Annotated in this window: 12 protein-coding genes and 1 pseudogene; 3 read left to right on the top strand and 10 right to left on the bottom strand. The window is 75.4% G+C overall.

The features are described 5' to 3' along the window. The first annotated feature begins 185 nt into the window (after nucleotides 1-185). Together ABD973_RS28465 and ABD973_RS28460 are read left to right on the top strand one after the other, a co-directional pair. Nucleotides 186-884: a hemerythrin domain-containing protein gene (locus tag ABD973_RS28465; protein WP_345502821.1), complete on the top strand. Its 699-nt coding sequence runs from the start codon at nucleotides 186-188 to the stop codon at nucleotides 882-884. Between the two features lie 67 nt (nucleotides 885-951). After that, a complete protein-coding gene (locus tag ABD973_RS28460; RefSeq protein WP_125820310.1) occupies nucleotides 952-1,515 on the top strand; it encodes a GNAT family N-acetyltransferase in 564 nt (187 codons plus the stop codon). Here ABD973_RS28460 and ABD973_RS28455 read toward each other — a convergent pair. From ABD973_RS28455 to ABD973_RS28440, 4 genes are read right to left on the bottom strand one after another with little or no spacing between them, the layout of a single operon-like run. Beyond that, entirely contained in the window at nucleotides 1,491-2,228 is a 738-nt protein-coding gene (locus ABD973_RS28455; protein WP_345502819.1) for a nucleoside 2-deoxyribosyltransferase domain-containing protein, read from the bottom strand. The genes ABD973_RS28460 and ABD973_RS28455 overlap by 25 nt on opposite strands. Further along, the gene (locus ABD973_RS28450) at nucleotides 2,218-3,054 is read right to left on the bottom strand and encodes an alpha/beta fold hydrolase (protein WP_241253152.1); all 837 of its coding nucleotides are present in this window, start codon (nucleotides 3,052-3,054) and stop codon (nucleotides 2,218-2,220) included. Before ABD973_RS28450 ends, ABD973_RS28455 begins: the two co-directional genes overlap by 11 nt. Continuing rightward, a complete protein-coding gene (locus tag ABD973_RS28445) occupies nucleotides 3,051-4,064 on the bottom strand; it encodes a macrolide 2'-phosphotransferase (protein ID WP_345502815.1) in 1,014 nt (337 codons plus the stop codon). Before ABD973_RS28445 ends, ABD973_RS28450 begins: the two co-directional genes overlap by 4 nt. Beyond that, nucleotides 4,061-5,581, bottom strand: a complete 1,521-nt coding sequence (locus ABD973_RS28440) for an AMP-binding protein (RefSeq protein ID WP_125820312.1) — start codon at nucleotides 5,579-5,581, stop codon at nucleotides 4,061-4,063. Before ABD973_RS28440 ends, ABD973_RS28445 begins: the two co-directional genes overlap by 4 nt. A 34-nt stretch (nucleotides 5,582-5,615) precedes the next feature. On the opposite strand from ABD973_RS28440, the gene ABD973_RS28435 reads away from it, so the two are divergent. Next, entirely contained in the window at nucleotides 5,616-7,235 is a 1,620-nt protein-coding gene (locus ABD973_RS28435) for a CocE/NonD family hydrolase (RefSeq protein ID WP_345502812.1), read from the top strand. Here the strand turns inward: ABD973_RS28435 and ABD973_RS28430 are convergent. The 6 genes and pseudogenes from ABD973_RS28430 to ABD973_RS28405 all read right to left on the bottom strand — a co-directional run bounded on the left by ABD973_RS28430 (nucleotide 7,200) and on the right by ABD973_RS28405 (nucleotide 13,118). Continuing rightward, nucleotides 7,200-8,279: a glycosyltransferase family 2 protein gene (locus tag ABD973_RS28430; RefSeq protein ID WP_125820314.1), complete on the bottom strand. Its 1,080-nt coding sequence runs from the start codon at nucleotides 8,277-8,279 to the stop codon at nucleotides 7,200-7,202. The two genes, ABD973_RS28435 and ABD973_RS28430, sit on opposite strands and share 36 nt — an antisense overlap. 71 nt (nucleotides 8,280-8,350) lie before the next feature. Beyond that, on the bottom strand, nucleotides 8,351-9,583 hold the full coding sequence (locus ABD973_RS28425; RefSeq protein ID WP_125820315.1) for an ATP-grasp domain-containing protein: 1,233 nt from the start codon (nucleotides 9,581-9,583) through the stop codon (nucleotides 8,351-8,353). Beyond that, the gene (locus tag ABD973_RS28420; protein WP_241253155.1) at nucleotides 9,576-10,304 is read right to left on the bottom strand and encodes a PIG-L deacetylase family protein; all 729 of its coding nucleotides are present in this window, start codon (nucleotides 10,302-10,304) and stop codon (nucleotides 9,576-9,578) included. The genes ABD973_RS28425 and ABD973_RS28420 overlap by 8 nt, the downstream gene beginning before the upstream one ends. After that, the gene (locus ABD973_RS28415; protein ID WP_345502809.1) at nucleotides 10,301-11,194 is read right to left on the bottom strand and encodes an NAD-dependent epimerase/dehydratase family protein; all 894 of its coding nucleotides are present in this window, start codon (nucleotides 11,192-11,194) and stop codon (nucleotides 10,301-10,303) included. Before ABD973_RS28415 ends, ABD973_RS28420 begins: the two co-directional genes overlap by 4 nt. Before the next feature lie 268 nt (nucleotides 11,195-11,462). After that, a pseudogene (locus ABD973_RS28410) lies at nucleotides 11,463-12,341 on the bottom strand (Gfo/Idh/MocA family protein); the annotation flags it as partial. 39 nt (nucleotides 12,342-12,380) lie between these two features. Further along, nucleotides 12,381-13,118: a GNAT family N-acetyltransferase gene (locus tag ABD973_RS28405; protein ID WP_125820317.1), complete on the bottom strand. Its 738-nt coding sequence runs from the start codon at nucleotides 13,116-13,118 to the stop codon at nucleotides 12,381-12,383. Between the last annotated feature and the right edge of the window lie 2 nt (nucleotides 13,119-13,120).

Here is a 13,120-nt window from a genome sequence, read left to right as displayed (position 1 = left end):
GGACGGAATCTAAACAAGCCTGCTCAGAGGGGGTTTCGGGGCCGGCTGGGCGACGGCGGCCGTGCGGGGCGGCGCCGATCGCGCGCTCCCGCCAAGTCGGCGCCAAGCGGGTGGGAAGCGAACACCAAGGGGCGGTCGGCACGCTGCTCCTCCCCCGTCCGCCGACCGTCCCGGAGCAGTCAAGCGTGTCCTCCAGCCCCACCCCCGGCCCCGCCCGCCCGTACACCCACGAGATGGTGGTGGTGCACCGCGTCTTCCGGCGCGAGTCGGCCCTTCTCCCCCGGCTGGTACGGGCCGTACCCGACGGCGACACGGAACGCGCCGCCGTCGTCGGCGCCCACCTGACCGAGTACGTCACCGGCTTGCACCACCACCACACGGTCGAGGACGAGACGATCTGGCCGCTCTTGCGCGAGCGTGCCGACGCCGTCGCGGCCGGCACGGACACCGTCGCGCGCATGGAGGAGCAGCACGCCCGCATCGACCGGAGCCTGACCGAGGTCACCGCCCGGGCGCCCGCCTGGCAGCGGACCGCCGGCCGGATGGCCGCGGAGGAACTGGCAACGGCCCTGGAAGAGCACCGCGCCGCGCTCCTGGAGCACCTCGACGACGAGGAACGGCTGGTCCTGCCGCTGGTGGAGCAGCACTTGTCGGTCGCCGAGTGGGACGCGGTGGGCCGCCGCGGACTGGAGACCGTCCCCAAGGACAAGCTCATGCTGGCCCTGGGGTCGCTCCTCGAGGACGCCGACCCCCGGGAGCGTGCCTACTTCCTGGACAAGGCGCCCCTGATCGGCCGCCTGCTGTGGCGGGCCTTCGGCCGTCGCCAGTACGCCGCCGCCTGCCGGGCCCTGCGCGCGCCTTTCCACGGAGGTCCGCAGCGGTGACCGCCCCCGGAGCAGGAATCGGCTGAAACCCGCTCTTACCCGGACGGGGTGGGCCTAGGGTCGGATCATGACCGCATTCAATGACACCGCTTACGAGTTCCGCACCGCCCGTCCCGAGGACGCCGAGGCCATCGAGGCCGTCGACGGGTCCTTCACCACCGGTACCGTCTTCGAGGTCGCCGTCAGCGAGGACGGCTTCGCCTTCCGGGAGGTGCCGGTGGATCCGCCGCTGGTGAAGGTGTTCCCCGAGGACGACGGCGGCGAGGACGGGGCGGACGGTGAGGACGCCGACGGCCTCACCTTCGTGGCCGTCGGCGCCGGCGGCGAGCTGGCCGGCTTCGCCGCGGTGTCCTACTCCCCGTGGAACCGTCGCCTGACCATCGAGGACATCGAGGTGGCACCGGGGCACCGGGGGCGGGGTGTGGGGCGGGAGTTGATGGAGCGTGCGGTCGGGTTCGCGCGGGAGCGCGGTGCCGGGCACATCTGGCTGGAGGTCACCAACGTCAACGCCCCGGCCATCCACGCCTACCGGCGCATGGGCTTCGCCTTCTGCGGCCTGGACACCGCGCTCTACCACGGCACCGAGTCCGAGGGCGAGCACGCGCTCTACATGAGCATGCCCTGCCCCTGAGCCGCGAGCAGGCGGGCGACGGCCGGGCCGGAGCCGTCGCCCGGCGCGACCGTCACGGTCAGCAGCCAGTCGGCGGCGCGGCCCGGCTCGGCGGGCGGCGCGTACCACTCCACCCGGGCGTCCAGCAGCCGGTCGCCGGCCTCCCGGCGGGCCGCGTACCAGGCCCGGAACGGCTCGGTCCGCCATACCGTGAGCGGTACCGCCCGCTCGCCGCCGCTGCGGGCGCCGCCCGGTCCGACCGCCCGCAGGGCCGCCGTGGCGGCCTCCGCGAGGGTCCGGGCCACCGGCACGTCCCGGGCACCGGCGAAGTGGAGCAGGTACTCCATGCGCTCGGCCTGCGGCGGGGTGCCGAGCACGGCGCGGCCAGAGTCGTACCACGTACCCCATTTGACGTTGGACACCAGGCCGGGCAGCCGGGCCATGTCCCGCGGGATCCAGAACAGGACCACGTCGGAGCGGCTCATGGCCTCCTCCTCCCAGGCGATCTGGTCCGGGTACGCCGGGTAGTCGCCGCCCGGCGCCGGCTCGGGCAGGAACACCACCAGCCGCCCGGCTCCCGACCACAGCGACCGCAGCGCGGCGACGGCGTCCGGGCGCCAGGAGGGCTCGGCCGGGTCCGTGGGGGTCGGGCCGCACAGGTACACGGCCGCCGCCCAGGACGCGGGCGGTTCCTGGCCGACGTGGACGACGGTGACGGGGCTCTCAGGGGACACGGGACACTCCGGGATCGGTCGTCGGGGCGAGGGTGGTCAGGAAGTCGAGCAGGACGGTGTTGAAGGCCCCGGGCCGTTCCAGGAAGCCGAGGTGGCCGGCGTCCGCCAGTTCCGTGTAGCGGGCGCCGGGGACCGCCCGCGCGACCTCCCGGCCCAGCGGGGCCGGCGCCAGCACGTCGTCGGCGAAGCCCACGACGTGCACGGGCACCGTGATCCGGCCGAACTCGGCCAGTCGGTCCCGGACCGGCGGACCCGGCCGGTGGCCGGCCGACCGGCCGGTCAGCGCGGCGAGTTCGAACAGATCGAGCCAGTGCGCCGTCGCCGCCTCGTCGGCGAGGGTCCGGGGCGAGAGGTTCTGTACGAGCCGGACGAAGGCCTCGTACTCGGGGGGCAGCGGGGTCCCGGCCCGGGCGGTGGCCGCCTCGGCGCGCGCCAGGGCCTCCCCGACCGCGTCGGGCCGGCCGCGGGTGGCGGCGAGCAGCGCGCCGCCCACCAGGCCGGGGTCGGTCAGCAGCAGTTCCTGGACGGCGAGCGAGCCGAGCGAGTGGCCCACCAGCGGGCACCCGGGGAGATCGAGGGCCAGCAGCAACTCGCGTATGCGGGCGGCCAGTTCGAAGGGGCCCGCGGCGGTCGGTCCGTGGTCGAAGGTGACGGCCCGGCGGCCCGCGGCGGTGAGGGCCGGGACCTGGTGGTGCTCCCAGATGCGGCCCGTCCCGCCCGCGCCGGCCACCAGGACCACCGGCGGGCCCGCCGCTCCGTGCACGGTGTACGCCGTCCCGCCCGGCGTGCGGCCGCTCGTGCGCGCCCCGGCGCCCGGGGCCGTCACGGCGCCATCCTGCGCAGGGCCGTCTGCACCCAGGCGGGGCGGCCGGTGTCCAGGCCGCGCAGGGCCACGTGGACCCACAGGAAGTCGGCCCGGGCCAGTACGTGTTCCCGCAGGCCGGGTCGTACCTCGCCGCCGGCCTCGCGGTAGGCCGCGAGGAGCCGGTCCAGGACGGCGGGGCCGCCAGCGTACAGCAGGTCGACGAAGTCGACGGCGGGATCTCCGACATGGGCGTTCGCCCAGTCCAGCAGGCCGGCCAGGACCGGCGGCCCGGAGGGCGGGCGGGTCACCAGGGTATGCCCGGGGTGGACGTCGCCGTGCACCAGCGCCAGCCGCCCGGGCCACAGCCGGTCGTCATCCAGCCATGACTGCCAGCGGCGCACCCCGGCCGCGGGGAGGGGGAGTTCGGCCCGGGCCCGGGCGAGCCGGTCCGCGGTGCGGGCGCGGACGGCGCCGGGGTCCGCCCCGTCCGCGGCCGCCCGTGCCGCGAGGGCCGGGGAGACGTCCGGCGGGGTCGTGTGCACCGCGACCAGGGTCCGGGCGAGCGGCTCCAGGTACCGGCCGGGGTGGGCCAGCGGGTCCATGGACCAGCCGTAGACCAGGGTGTCCGGGTCCTCGGTGCCCGCGGGCGTGCCCGGCAGGCGGGGGTAGGCGACCAGGTCCGGGGCGTGCAGGCGCCAGTGCGGCACGGGCACGGGCACGCGGTCGCGCACGGCGGTCAGCACGGCCCCTTCGAACGCCAGCAGCGCGGCGGCCTCGGGCCGCCGCGGCTGGCGCAGGATCCACCGCGTGCCGTCGGCGGCCCGCACGTGCACGACCCGGAAGTCCCAGCCCGATTCGTCGACCCGGGCGCTCCCGGGCTCGAGTTCCGCACCGAGCCGCCGCGCGGCCTCCCCGACGAGGTCCTCGGCCCGTGCGCGGCCGTCCGCGTCCGTGTCGGCGCGGCCGGCCGGCACGGACGGGCCGGGGCCGCGGGCGGGTGCGGCCGGCTCCGCTCCGGCGGGCCGGTTCACCGGTCCGCCCCGGTGGCGGCGAGGTACCGGTCCCGCGTGGCGTCGCGGTCCACCTTGCCGGTGTGGGTGCGTTCCAGCGCCGGGACGGGGACCAGCACGCTGGGGACGAGCTGCGGCGCGGCCGTGGCGGACAGGCGGGCGCGGACGGCGTCCGCCACCTCGGCGGGGTCGTGGTCGGGCAGGGGGACGAAGAACGCGGCCAGGGTGCTGTGTTCGGCGCGGTCCACGCGCGCGGCGGCGGCCTCCAGGACGCCCGGGCAGCTGCCGACCAGGCCCTCCACCTCGATCAGGTCCACCCGGTGGCCGCGGATCTTGACCTGGTGGTCGGAGCGGCCCCGGAACACCAGGGCGCCCCCGGGCGCCTCGGACACCAGGTCGCCGGTGCGGTACCAGCGGACGCCCTCGTGCTCGGTGAACCGGGCGGCCGTCCCGCCGGGATCGGCGTGGTAGCCCAGGGCCAGGCCCGGCCCGGACACGGACAACTCCCCCGTCGCGTCGACGCGTTGTCCGACGTGCGGCAGCGGGAGCCCGATCGGCAGGTCGCCGCCGGCCGCGGGGAGGGCGGGCGCACCCGGCCCGGCCAGCTGCACGGCGTGGGTGACCAGGGCGGTCTCGGTGGATCCGTACGTGTTGAGCAGGCGCACCCCGTCGGTGCCGAGCAGCCGCCAGCGGTCCAGCATGTCGGCCCGCACCGCCTCCCCGCCGATCACCACCGTCCGCAGGGACGCCGGAAGCCCCGCGCCCTGGTGCAGCAGGTCTCCGGCCAGGCCGTGCCAGAAGCCGGTCGGCAGCACCGCGACGGTGACCTCCTGTTCCTCGGCCACCTGGGCGAACCGCTCCCGGGCGGCGTCGTCGACGACGAGGGTGGCCCCGCCGGTCAGGGCCGGGAGGATCTCCTCCAGGCTCGTGTCGCCGCCGGCGCCGTGGAAGTGCAGCACGGTGGCGTCCGGCCCGATCCCGTACAGGGTGCGCAGCGGCGGCACCACGGCGGACAGCGCCCGGTGCGGCACCACGACGCCCTTGGGTTCACCGGTGGAGCCCGAGGTGAACAGCACGTACGCCGGGTCCTCGGGCCGGGCGCCGGCGGCGGGCGCGGCGGCGCTCCCCGGGGCGGGGGCGGCGGTCGCCCAGCGCGGGCGGTGCACCCGTGCGACCGGCGGCTGCCAGCCGGTGTCCGCGGTCGCCACGGCCTCCTCGACCCCCAGCCGGGCCAGGACCGACTCCAGCCGGGCCGGCGGGTGTGCGGCCTCCAGCGGTACGTAGGCCCGGCCCGCGGCGAGCACGCCGAGCAGGGCGGCCACGTCCCGGGCCGAGTGGTGCACGACCACCCCGACCGGCGGCTGCGGCCGGCCCGTGCGCGGGGCTACGGCGCCCGCGACCTCCAGCACCCAGGCGGCGAAGACGCCGTAGCCGATGACGAGTCCGTTGTCGATGACGGCCGGGCGGGCGGGATCGGTGCGCGCCGTTTCGAAGAACGGTTCCAGCAAAGGAATTCCGGTGTTTCCGGAGGACTGCATTGTGAATTTCCTCGTCCTGATGGAATATGAGCGGGTGCGTATTGTTGTGGAACACGATCTGGAAATACCCGTGCGCGACGGCGTGTTATTGGCCGCCGACCTCTACCGGCCCGACACGGCGGACCCCGTTCCCGTCCTGGTGCGCCGCACGCCCTACGGGAGGTCCGGCGCCCCGGGCGGCGCCTCCGTCGACGGACTGCGCCTGGTCCGCGCCGGGTACGCCCTGCTGGTGCAGGACGTCCGCGGCCGGTTCGGTTCCGGCGGCGACTTCGATCCGTACTGGCACGAGGCGGCCGACGGTGCGGACACCGTCGCCTGGGCGGTGTCGCAGCCCTGGTGCGACGGCTCGGCGGGGCTGTTCGGCCGGTCCTACGAGGCCATGGCCGCGCTGCTCGCCGCGGCAGAGCGCCCGCCGGGCCTGGGCGCCGTGGTCCCGCACGTGGCGGGATCGGGCTTCGACGAGGGCTGGACCCGCCAGGGCGGCGCCTTCCAGCTGGGTTTCGTCCTGTACTGGGTGCTCTACGACCTCCTGCTGGAGGGGGCCGGGCTGAGCGCGGCGGAGCGGGCCGAGGTGGCCGGGGCCGTCGACCGGATCGACGAGCTGTACCGCGATCCGGCGGCCGCCGCGGACCTGCTGGACCGGCTGGCGCCGTACTACCGCCGCTGGCGCGAGCACCCGTCGGGGGACCCGTACTGGCTGCGCGCCGCACCCCGCGCGGCGTACCCGGCGATCGACGTCCCCGTGCTCCACCTCACCGGCTGGTACGACATATTCCTGGCCGGCGCCCTGGAGAATTACCGGGGAATTCGGGAATGCGGGAACAGGACGCGTCTGGTGGTCGGCCCGTGGTCCCACTGCATCACCGGCGGGATATTCCCGCAGCGTCGTTACGGACTGGCCGCGGACGAGGCGGAACTCGATGTCACCGCTCTGCACCTGGAGCATTTCGACCGGCATCTGCGCCGATCCGGGGAGGGTCCCGACCGGTGCGACCCGGTACGGCTGTTCCTCACCGGTGCCGACGCCTGGCGCACCTTTCCCGACTGGCCCGTCCCCGGCACCGAGGACCTCGTGCTGCACCTCGACGGCCGCGGCCTGACGGCCGGCCCCGCCCCGGCGCGCTCCGGGGCCGACCGGATCCGTCACGACCCGGCCGACCCGGTGCCCACCACCGGCGGCGCCACCGCCCTGCCCGGGCAGTTCACCGGCGGCGACTGCGGCCCGCTGGACCAGCGGGAGGTGGAACGCCGTCCCGACGTGCTGTGCTTCACCGGCGAGCCGCTGGACGCCCCGCTGACCGTCGTCGGTGACACCGTCCTGACCGTGTACGTCACCCCGGACGCCGCCGGTGCGGACGTGACGGCCAAACTCGTCGACGTCCACCCCTGCGGCCGGGCCGAGCTGCTGTGCGACGGCGTCCGCCGGCTCGCGGCGGGTGCGGACGGCGGGGGCGAGGGCGGGCCGGTGGAGGTCACCGTCGCGGTGGGGGCGGTGGGCCATGTGTTCCGCGCGGGCCACCGGATCCGTCTGGAGGTCGCGGCGAGCAACGCACCGCGCTTCGACGTCCATCCGCCGGCCGTGGCCCACCACACCGTCCACCACGGCGGTGACCATCCCTCACGCCTGCTGCTGCCGCGCCTGCCCGGCGTCTGACCCGGGGCCGGGGCCGGCGGCGTCCGGGTGGAAGACCGACAGGTCGGCCACCTTCTCGATCCGCCGGCCCGCCTCCCAGTGGGCCCGCCGCAGCCGGCGCAGCTGGGCGCCGGACAGCTTGGTGCTGTGCTGCGGGATGGAGCGCACCATCCGGGCCCGCTTGGCGGAGGCCGGGTAGCGGTCGCGCACCCGGTACGGGTCGTTGAGCAGGTGGTGGGCGGTGCCCACGTGGAAGGCCGCCTTCAGCAGGGCGTAGTACGCCGCCGCCGCGGGTCCCTTGTCCCGGGCGCAGTGCACCAGCGTCCGCGTGGCCTCGAACAGGCGCCACGCCACCGGCAGCGCCGGAGTGGTGAACACGCCCGTCTCCTGGGCGATGCCCTCGCCGACGCCGTAGCGGAAGTAGCTGCGCATGTTGGCGAAGCCGTGCTGGGCGTCGTGGAAGATCCGCGCCTCGGGCAGGTACACCACGGGGATGCCCGCGAGCTGGAGCCGGAAGTCGAACTCCCGGTCCTCGCACCAGTGGATCAGCTCGTCGAAGTGGTAGCCGCCGATGTGGTCGACGATGTCCCGGTTGTAGATCAGCGGCGGGGACAGCGCGCTGACGTAGTCCCCCTCGTCGAACTCGCGGACCCGCGCCGTGAGCCGGCTGAGCAGGCCCTGCGACTCCCCGTACACCACCTGTCCCTTGACCACGGGCTCGGTGAGCACCGACCGCACCATGGCGCGGACGACGCCCGGGGCGAAGGTGCAGTCGGAGTCCATCAGCAGCAGGTACTGGCGGTCCGTGGCGGCGGCCCCGGCGTTGTAGGCCGCCCCGAGGTTGCCGACGTCCTCGATCTCCGTGACGGTCAGCGGGCGCGGATGCTCGGCGATGAGCTTCAGCACGGCGTCGCTGGGGCCGTTCAGCGCCAGGACGATCTCGACGTCCTCGTCGACGGAGGCGATGCAGTCGGCGATCCGCAGGTCGTCGCGCAGGGCGATGATCACGGCGGTCCGGGCGATGCCCTTGTCGACCGCGGCCTCGTCCACCGGGTCGGTGGCCATCCCGTTCTCCCTTGTGTCGTTCGTGTCCGTACGGTGGGCCCGCGCGGTGGCGCGGGCCGGTCGGTGCGCGGTCATCGGGCGGGCGCCCGCAGCCGCAGGGGCAGGGCGCGCAGCGTGCGTTCGGCGATGGCCTCGGCCTCCGCCGGAGCCTCGGCGTGGGCGATCACCCCGGCCAGCACGTCACAGCCGCCGCGGTAGGCGGGCAGTTCGGTGCCGGGTTCCAGGTCCATGCCCCAGAACACGTCGTGCACCCCGGCCCGGCGGGCGACGTGCCGGGGGTCGCCGACCCACTCGACGACGCCGCCGTCCGCCGGTACGAACCGCTGCACCACGGCCCGGCTCCGCCGCGGCGTCAGCTCGTCGAGGTCCAGGGGCTGGCCCAGGGCGAGGCGGACCACGTTGGGCAGCGGATCCACGCCGGTGGCGAGCCGCATCACCTCGGTGGCGATCCGGGCGCCGGTGATCCGGCAGGTGATCTCCAGGAGGATCACCCGGCCGTCATGGGTGCGCAGGATGTCGGTGTTGATCACCGCGGGGTCCAGGCGCAGGGCCCGGGCGCCGCGCCGGACCGTGTCCGTGACCTCCTCGATCTGCTCCTCGGTCAGCACGCTGGGCAGGGTGTCGCCGCCCTCGAAGAAGTGCGGGGCGAACTCCTCCTTGCGCCCGTACTCCCGGTCGGCGAAGCCGAAGCGGTGCAGTTTCCCGTCGACCATGAAGGCCGCCAGGGTGTGCTCGGTGCCCTCCAGGAACTCCTCGATCACGATCCGGCCGCCCGGGCTGAGCAGCAGCGCCTCCTGCGCCAGCTCCCGCACCCGGTCCGCCGACTCGACCTTCATGACGCCCAGCGAACCGGTCTGGTCGCTGGGCTTGATGACCGCCGGCAGCCCGATGTCCTCGATCGCCCGCACGGCCTCGCCGACGCTCTCGGCGGTCGCGTACCGCGGCAGGTCGAGCCCGGCCTTGCGCAGGACCGCCAGCCGCCGGTCCTTGAACGTGCAGTTCAAGGCCGTCTCCAGGGGCAGGCCCGGGCAGCCGAGGTACCGGGCGAGCGTGCTGATCACCGGCGGGTTGTCCGCGCCGAGCGAGAACACGCCGTCGATCCGGTCGATGCCGGCGGCGGACAGCTCGGCGAGGACCGCCACGGCGTCGTTGGGGTCGCACTCCAGCAGGACGTCGGCGGCGGCGCGGACCCGGTCCGTGGGCCGTTCGGTGACCACCACCAGTTCCCGGCGGGGCGAGCGCAGTTCGCCCAGCGACCGGTCCATGCCCGAACCGAGCCCGCACACCAGCAGGCGGTCAGTCACGGCCGCCTCCCGCCGCGGCCGCGGGCGGCGGGGTGCGCAGGCTCAGCACCTGGAACACCTCGGCGTGGCCGGAGCCGGCCGTGACCGCCCCGCGGTAGCGCGCCAGGCCCTCCACGCCCTCGTCCCAGGCGGCGTGCCGGAGCTGGGAGACGTACGCGCGCATCGCCTCCACCTTGGCCCCGATCTGCCCGCCGATGTCCTCGGCGTACTGGAAGCGCGCCATCGGCGCCCACACCTCGTAGCCGAGCACCAGCCCGGGCGCCGGCATCGGGGGGCCGCCGGCCTCCTGGAAGAACTCGGAGCCGGCCATCCACAGGGCTTCGAGGGTGAGCTGGTGCACCATGCGGTGCTCGACGTCGTCGTCGTTGTCGTGCGGCAGGTACACCACCTGCGGCCGTACCTCGCGCAGTACCCGGACGAGGTCGAGGTGGACCCGGCGGCTGAGCGTGAAGTCGCGCGACGGCTCGTCGAAGCGGATGCAGCGGTGCACGCCCAGGGCCTTCGCGGCGGCCTCGGTCTCGGCGGCGAACTCGGCGTCGGTCACCGCGTCGTCCAGGGCGCTGCGCTCACGGCCGATGACGATCACCACCGTCACCCGGGCACCGTCGCGGACGTGCTTGGCGATGGAGCCGCCGCAGCCGATCACGTCGTCGTCGGGATGCGGTGCGACCACCAGGACGTCGGTCACCGCGGACTGGGTTCCCAGGGTTCCCGCGCTCACGCGCCGGCCTCCGGGGCTTCCCCGGCCCAGCGGGCCCACCCGGCGGTGACCGCGGCCGCCTCGGCGAACGGGGTGCGGGCGGTGAAGCCCAGTACCCGGCGGGCCTTGCCGTAGTCGGCGCGGGCCGTGGAACGGTACAGCTCCAGCTCCCAGTCGGCCACCGGTTCCCCGGCGGTGACGGACCCGGGTCCGCCCAGCCCGCGCAGCGCGCGGACGGAGTCGAAGAACGTGCCCCAGCTCAGTTCCTCGGAGTGCCCCACGAGGAACCGCTCGCCGGCCGCCGCCGCGGTGTCCACGGCGAGCAGTACGGCCTCGGCGAGGTCGTCGACGTACACGGCGTTGCACACGCCGCCGTCGTCACCGGCCGGGAGCTGGGCGAAATCGCCCGCCGGGCGGCGGAGCTGCGCCGTCGTCCACTGGCCGCCCCACGGGCCGTGGACCACGCCGGGCTGGATCACGACCGTCTCCAGGCCGTCGCCGTGGGCCCGGACGACGAGCTGTTCGGCGGCGAGCTTCTGCTGCTCGTACTCCCGGTCGGCGGGGTCGGCCGGGCGTGCGGCGGAGTCCTCGGTCAGGGCGCCGGTCACGGCGGGGTCGTACACGTCGACGGTGCTCAGGTGCACCACGCGCCGCACGCCGGCGGCGCGGGCCGCGGCCAGCACGTTCTCGGTGCCGGCGACGGAGGCGGACCAGCGGTCGTCCTCGTCACCGGAGCTGCCGAAGGCGCAGTGCACCACGGTGTCGCAGCCCTCGAACGCCTCCCGGAGCGCGGCCGGGTCGAGCAGGTCGCTCTGGCGGAACTCCAGCCGGTCCTGCGGCAGGACCGACAGCCGGGCGGCGCGGCCGAAGCCGCGCACCACGGGCCGGACCCGGGCCTCGGTGCCGAGCACCAGCCGCTCGACGAGCCGGCCGCCGATGAAGCCGCTCGCGCCCGTGACGGCCACGGTGCGTCCGGCCAGCGCGGGCAGGGCGCCGGACCCGGCCGTGGCCTCCCGGCCCCGGGTCGTCCACGGCTGCGCGGAGGCCTCGCGGGCGGGGCCGCCGTAGCACTCCTGGATCAGCTCGACCACCCGGACGCCGTCCTGGGGGGGTGGAGTGGACGGCGGCCGTCCCGCGCACCGCCGCCGCGAAGTTGGCGAGCTGCTCGCTGAACAGCCCTTCCCACTCGTCCTGCGCCGGGGCCTGGGCGGGCACGTCCCCGCGGTGCAGCTCCACGCCGTCTGCGGTGACCAGGGTGCACTCCCCTGCCGGGAAGTCGGTGCCGATGGTCACCGTCGCCCGGGTACCGGTGACGGTGCAGCTGATGCCGAGGTCGCGCAGCCGGCTGAAGTCGCAGGTCACGTCGGTGGTGCCGAACCGCAGCCGGACGTGGGCGTCCGTCTCCACCCCGCCGAGCGAGTTGTCCTCGGCGCGGACCACCTCCACGTCGGGGCCCAGCCACCACAGCAGGGTGTCGAAGACGTGCGAGGCGGTGTCGGTGAGGACGCCGCCGCCCGCGAGCCGCCGGTCGAACATCGACCAGGAGACCGGCTCGTGGGCGTACGGGTGGCCCTCGGACCAGTCGACCCGTACGACCTCGCCGAGTTCGCCGGCGTCGATGAGCCGCTTGATCCAGGCGTAGGCGGGGAAGAGGCGGCGCGGGTGGGCCATGGCCAGCACCGGCGCGCCCTCGGCCGCGGCGGTCCGCGCCAGCCGGCGGGCGTCCTCGACCGAGGTGGTCATGGGCTTCTCCAGCAGGACGTGCTTGCCCGCCGCCAGCAGCGCCTCGACGATCGGCGCGTGCAGGGTGTGGGGGGCCACCACGACGGCGGCGTCGAAGGCGTCGGCGGCCTCGGCCGGGTCGGTGGCGAGCACCACCTGCTCGGCGTCGGTGCCGCCCAGTTCCCGGTAGAGGGCGAGCGCGGCCTCGGCCTGCCGGGGGTCGCGGTCGATCAGCGCGGTGAGCTGCACGTCGCCCTTGAGCGGGGGCAGGGCGGGCAGGTGGCAGCCGCGGGCGGCTGCGCCGCACCCGACGATCGCGAGGCGTACGGGAGTCATGGTCGTCTCCAGGGGTGTGCGGAACGGGGGAAGGGGCTTTCAGAGGGCGGGGTGGTGGACCCATACGTTGGGCTCGGCGTAGGTGCCGTGGCCGTCCTCGGCGACGTGCAGCGGCACCAGCCCGCCGGGCAGCGGGTACGCTCCGGGGCCCGGCAGCGGCCGGCCGAGGAACTCCTCCCAGCGCGGGACCGGCTGACGGATCACCAGCGAGCGGTCGGCGATGCCGAGCCTGCGCGCGCCCAGCTCCAGGTGGGTGCGCAGCCAGGGGTCGAAGCAGCGTCCGTCGGGCAGCCGCCAGGCGGCGTAGTCGGCGAGCGGGATCAGCGGGTAGTGCGGCTTGCGGGTGGGCCGGACCGGGATGACCACGCCCCGGGGGGCGTGCTCGGCGGCCCGCCGGCGTACCTCGGTGAGCAGCCGTTCGGCGTGCCCGGCCGCCCGGTGGGCGGGGTCCACGGACACCGACAGCATGCACACGGCGTCGGCCCGCTCCGGCGGGCCGTGGTCGACGGCCTCCACCAGCACCTCGTCGCTGCCTCCCGGCAGGGAGGCGGGGCTGCCGTCCCAGCGGACCGGCAGGCCGTTGGCCGCCGCGACCAGCTGCCCGTCATCGTCCACCAGGCACAGCTGGTGGGCGGGGTAGCGGTCGTACATACCGTGCCAGCGCCAGTTGCCCGGGGACTCCCAGCTCATGAACTCCGGCATGTTGGCGCCGATCAGGGCATCGACGGCGGGCAGCAGTCCGGGGTCCCGGGACAGGTCGGTCAGGGTGAGGGTCACCG

This window comes from Streptomyces racemochromogenes (genome assembly GCF_039535215.1).
Taxonomy (GTDB): Bacteria; Actinomycetota; Actinomycetes; order Streptomycetales; family Streptomycetaceae; genus Streptomyces; species Streptomyces racemochromogenes.
Note: the sequence above shows the minus strand (reverse complement) of the source record. Positions and strands in the feature narration are given on the sequence as shown.

Bases quoted from the DNA above. Each gene is read 5' to 3' on its own strand.
- ABD973_RS28460 (WP_125820310.1), top strand. From the start codon at position 952: ATGACCGCATTCAATGACACCGCTTACGAGTTCCGCACCGCCCGTCCC.
- ABD973_RS28440 (WP_125820312.1), bottom strand. From the start codon at position 5,581: ATGCAGTCCTCCGGAAACACCGGAATTCCTTTGCTGGAACCGTTCTTC.
- ABD973_RS28430 (WP_125820314.1), bottom strand. From the start codon at position 8,279: ATGGCCACCGACCCGGTGGACGAGGCCGCGGTCGACAAGGGCATCGCC.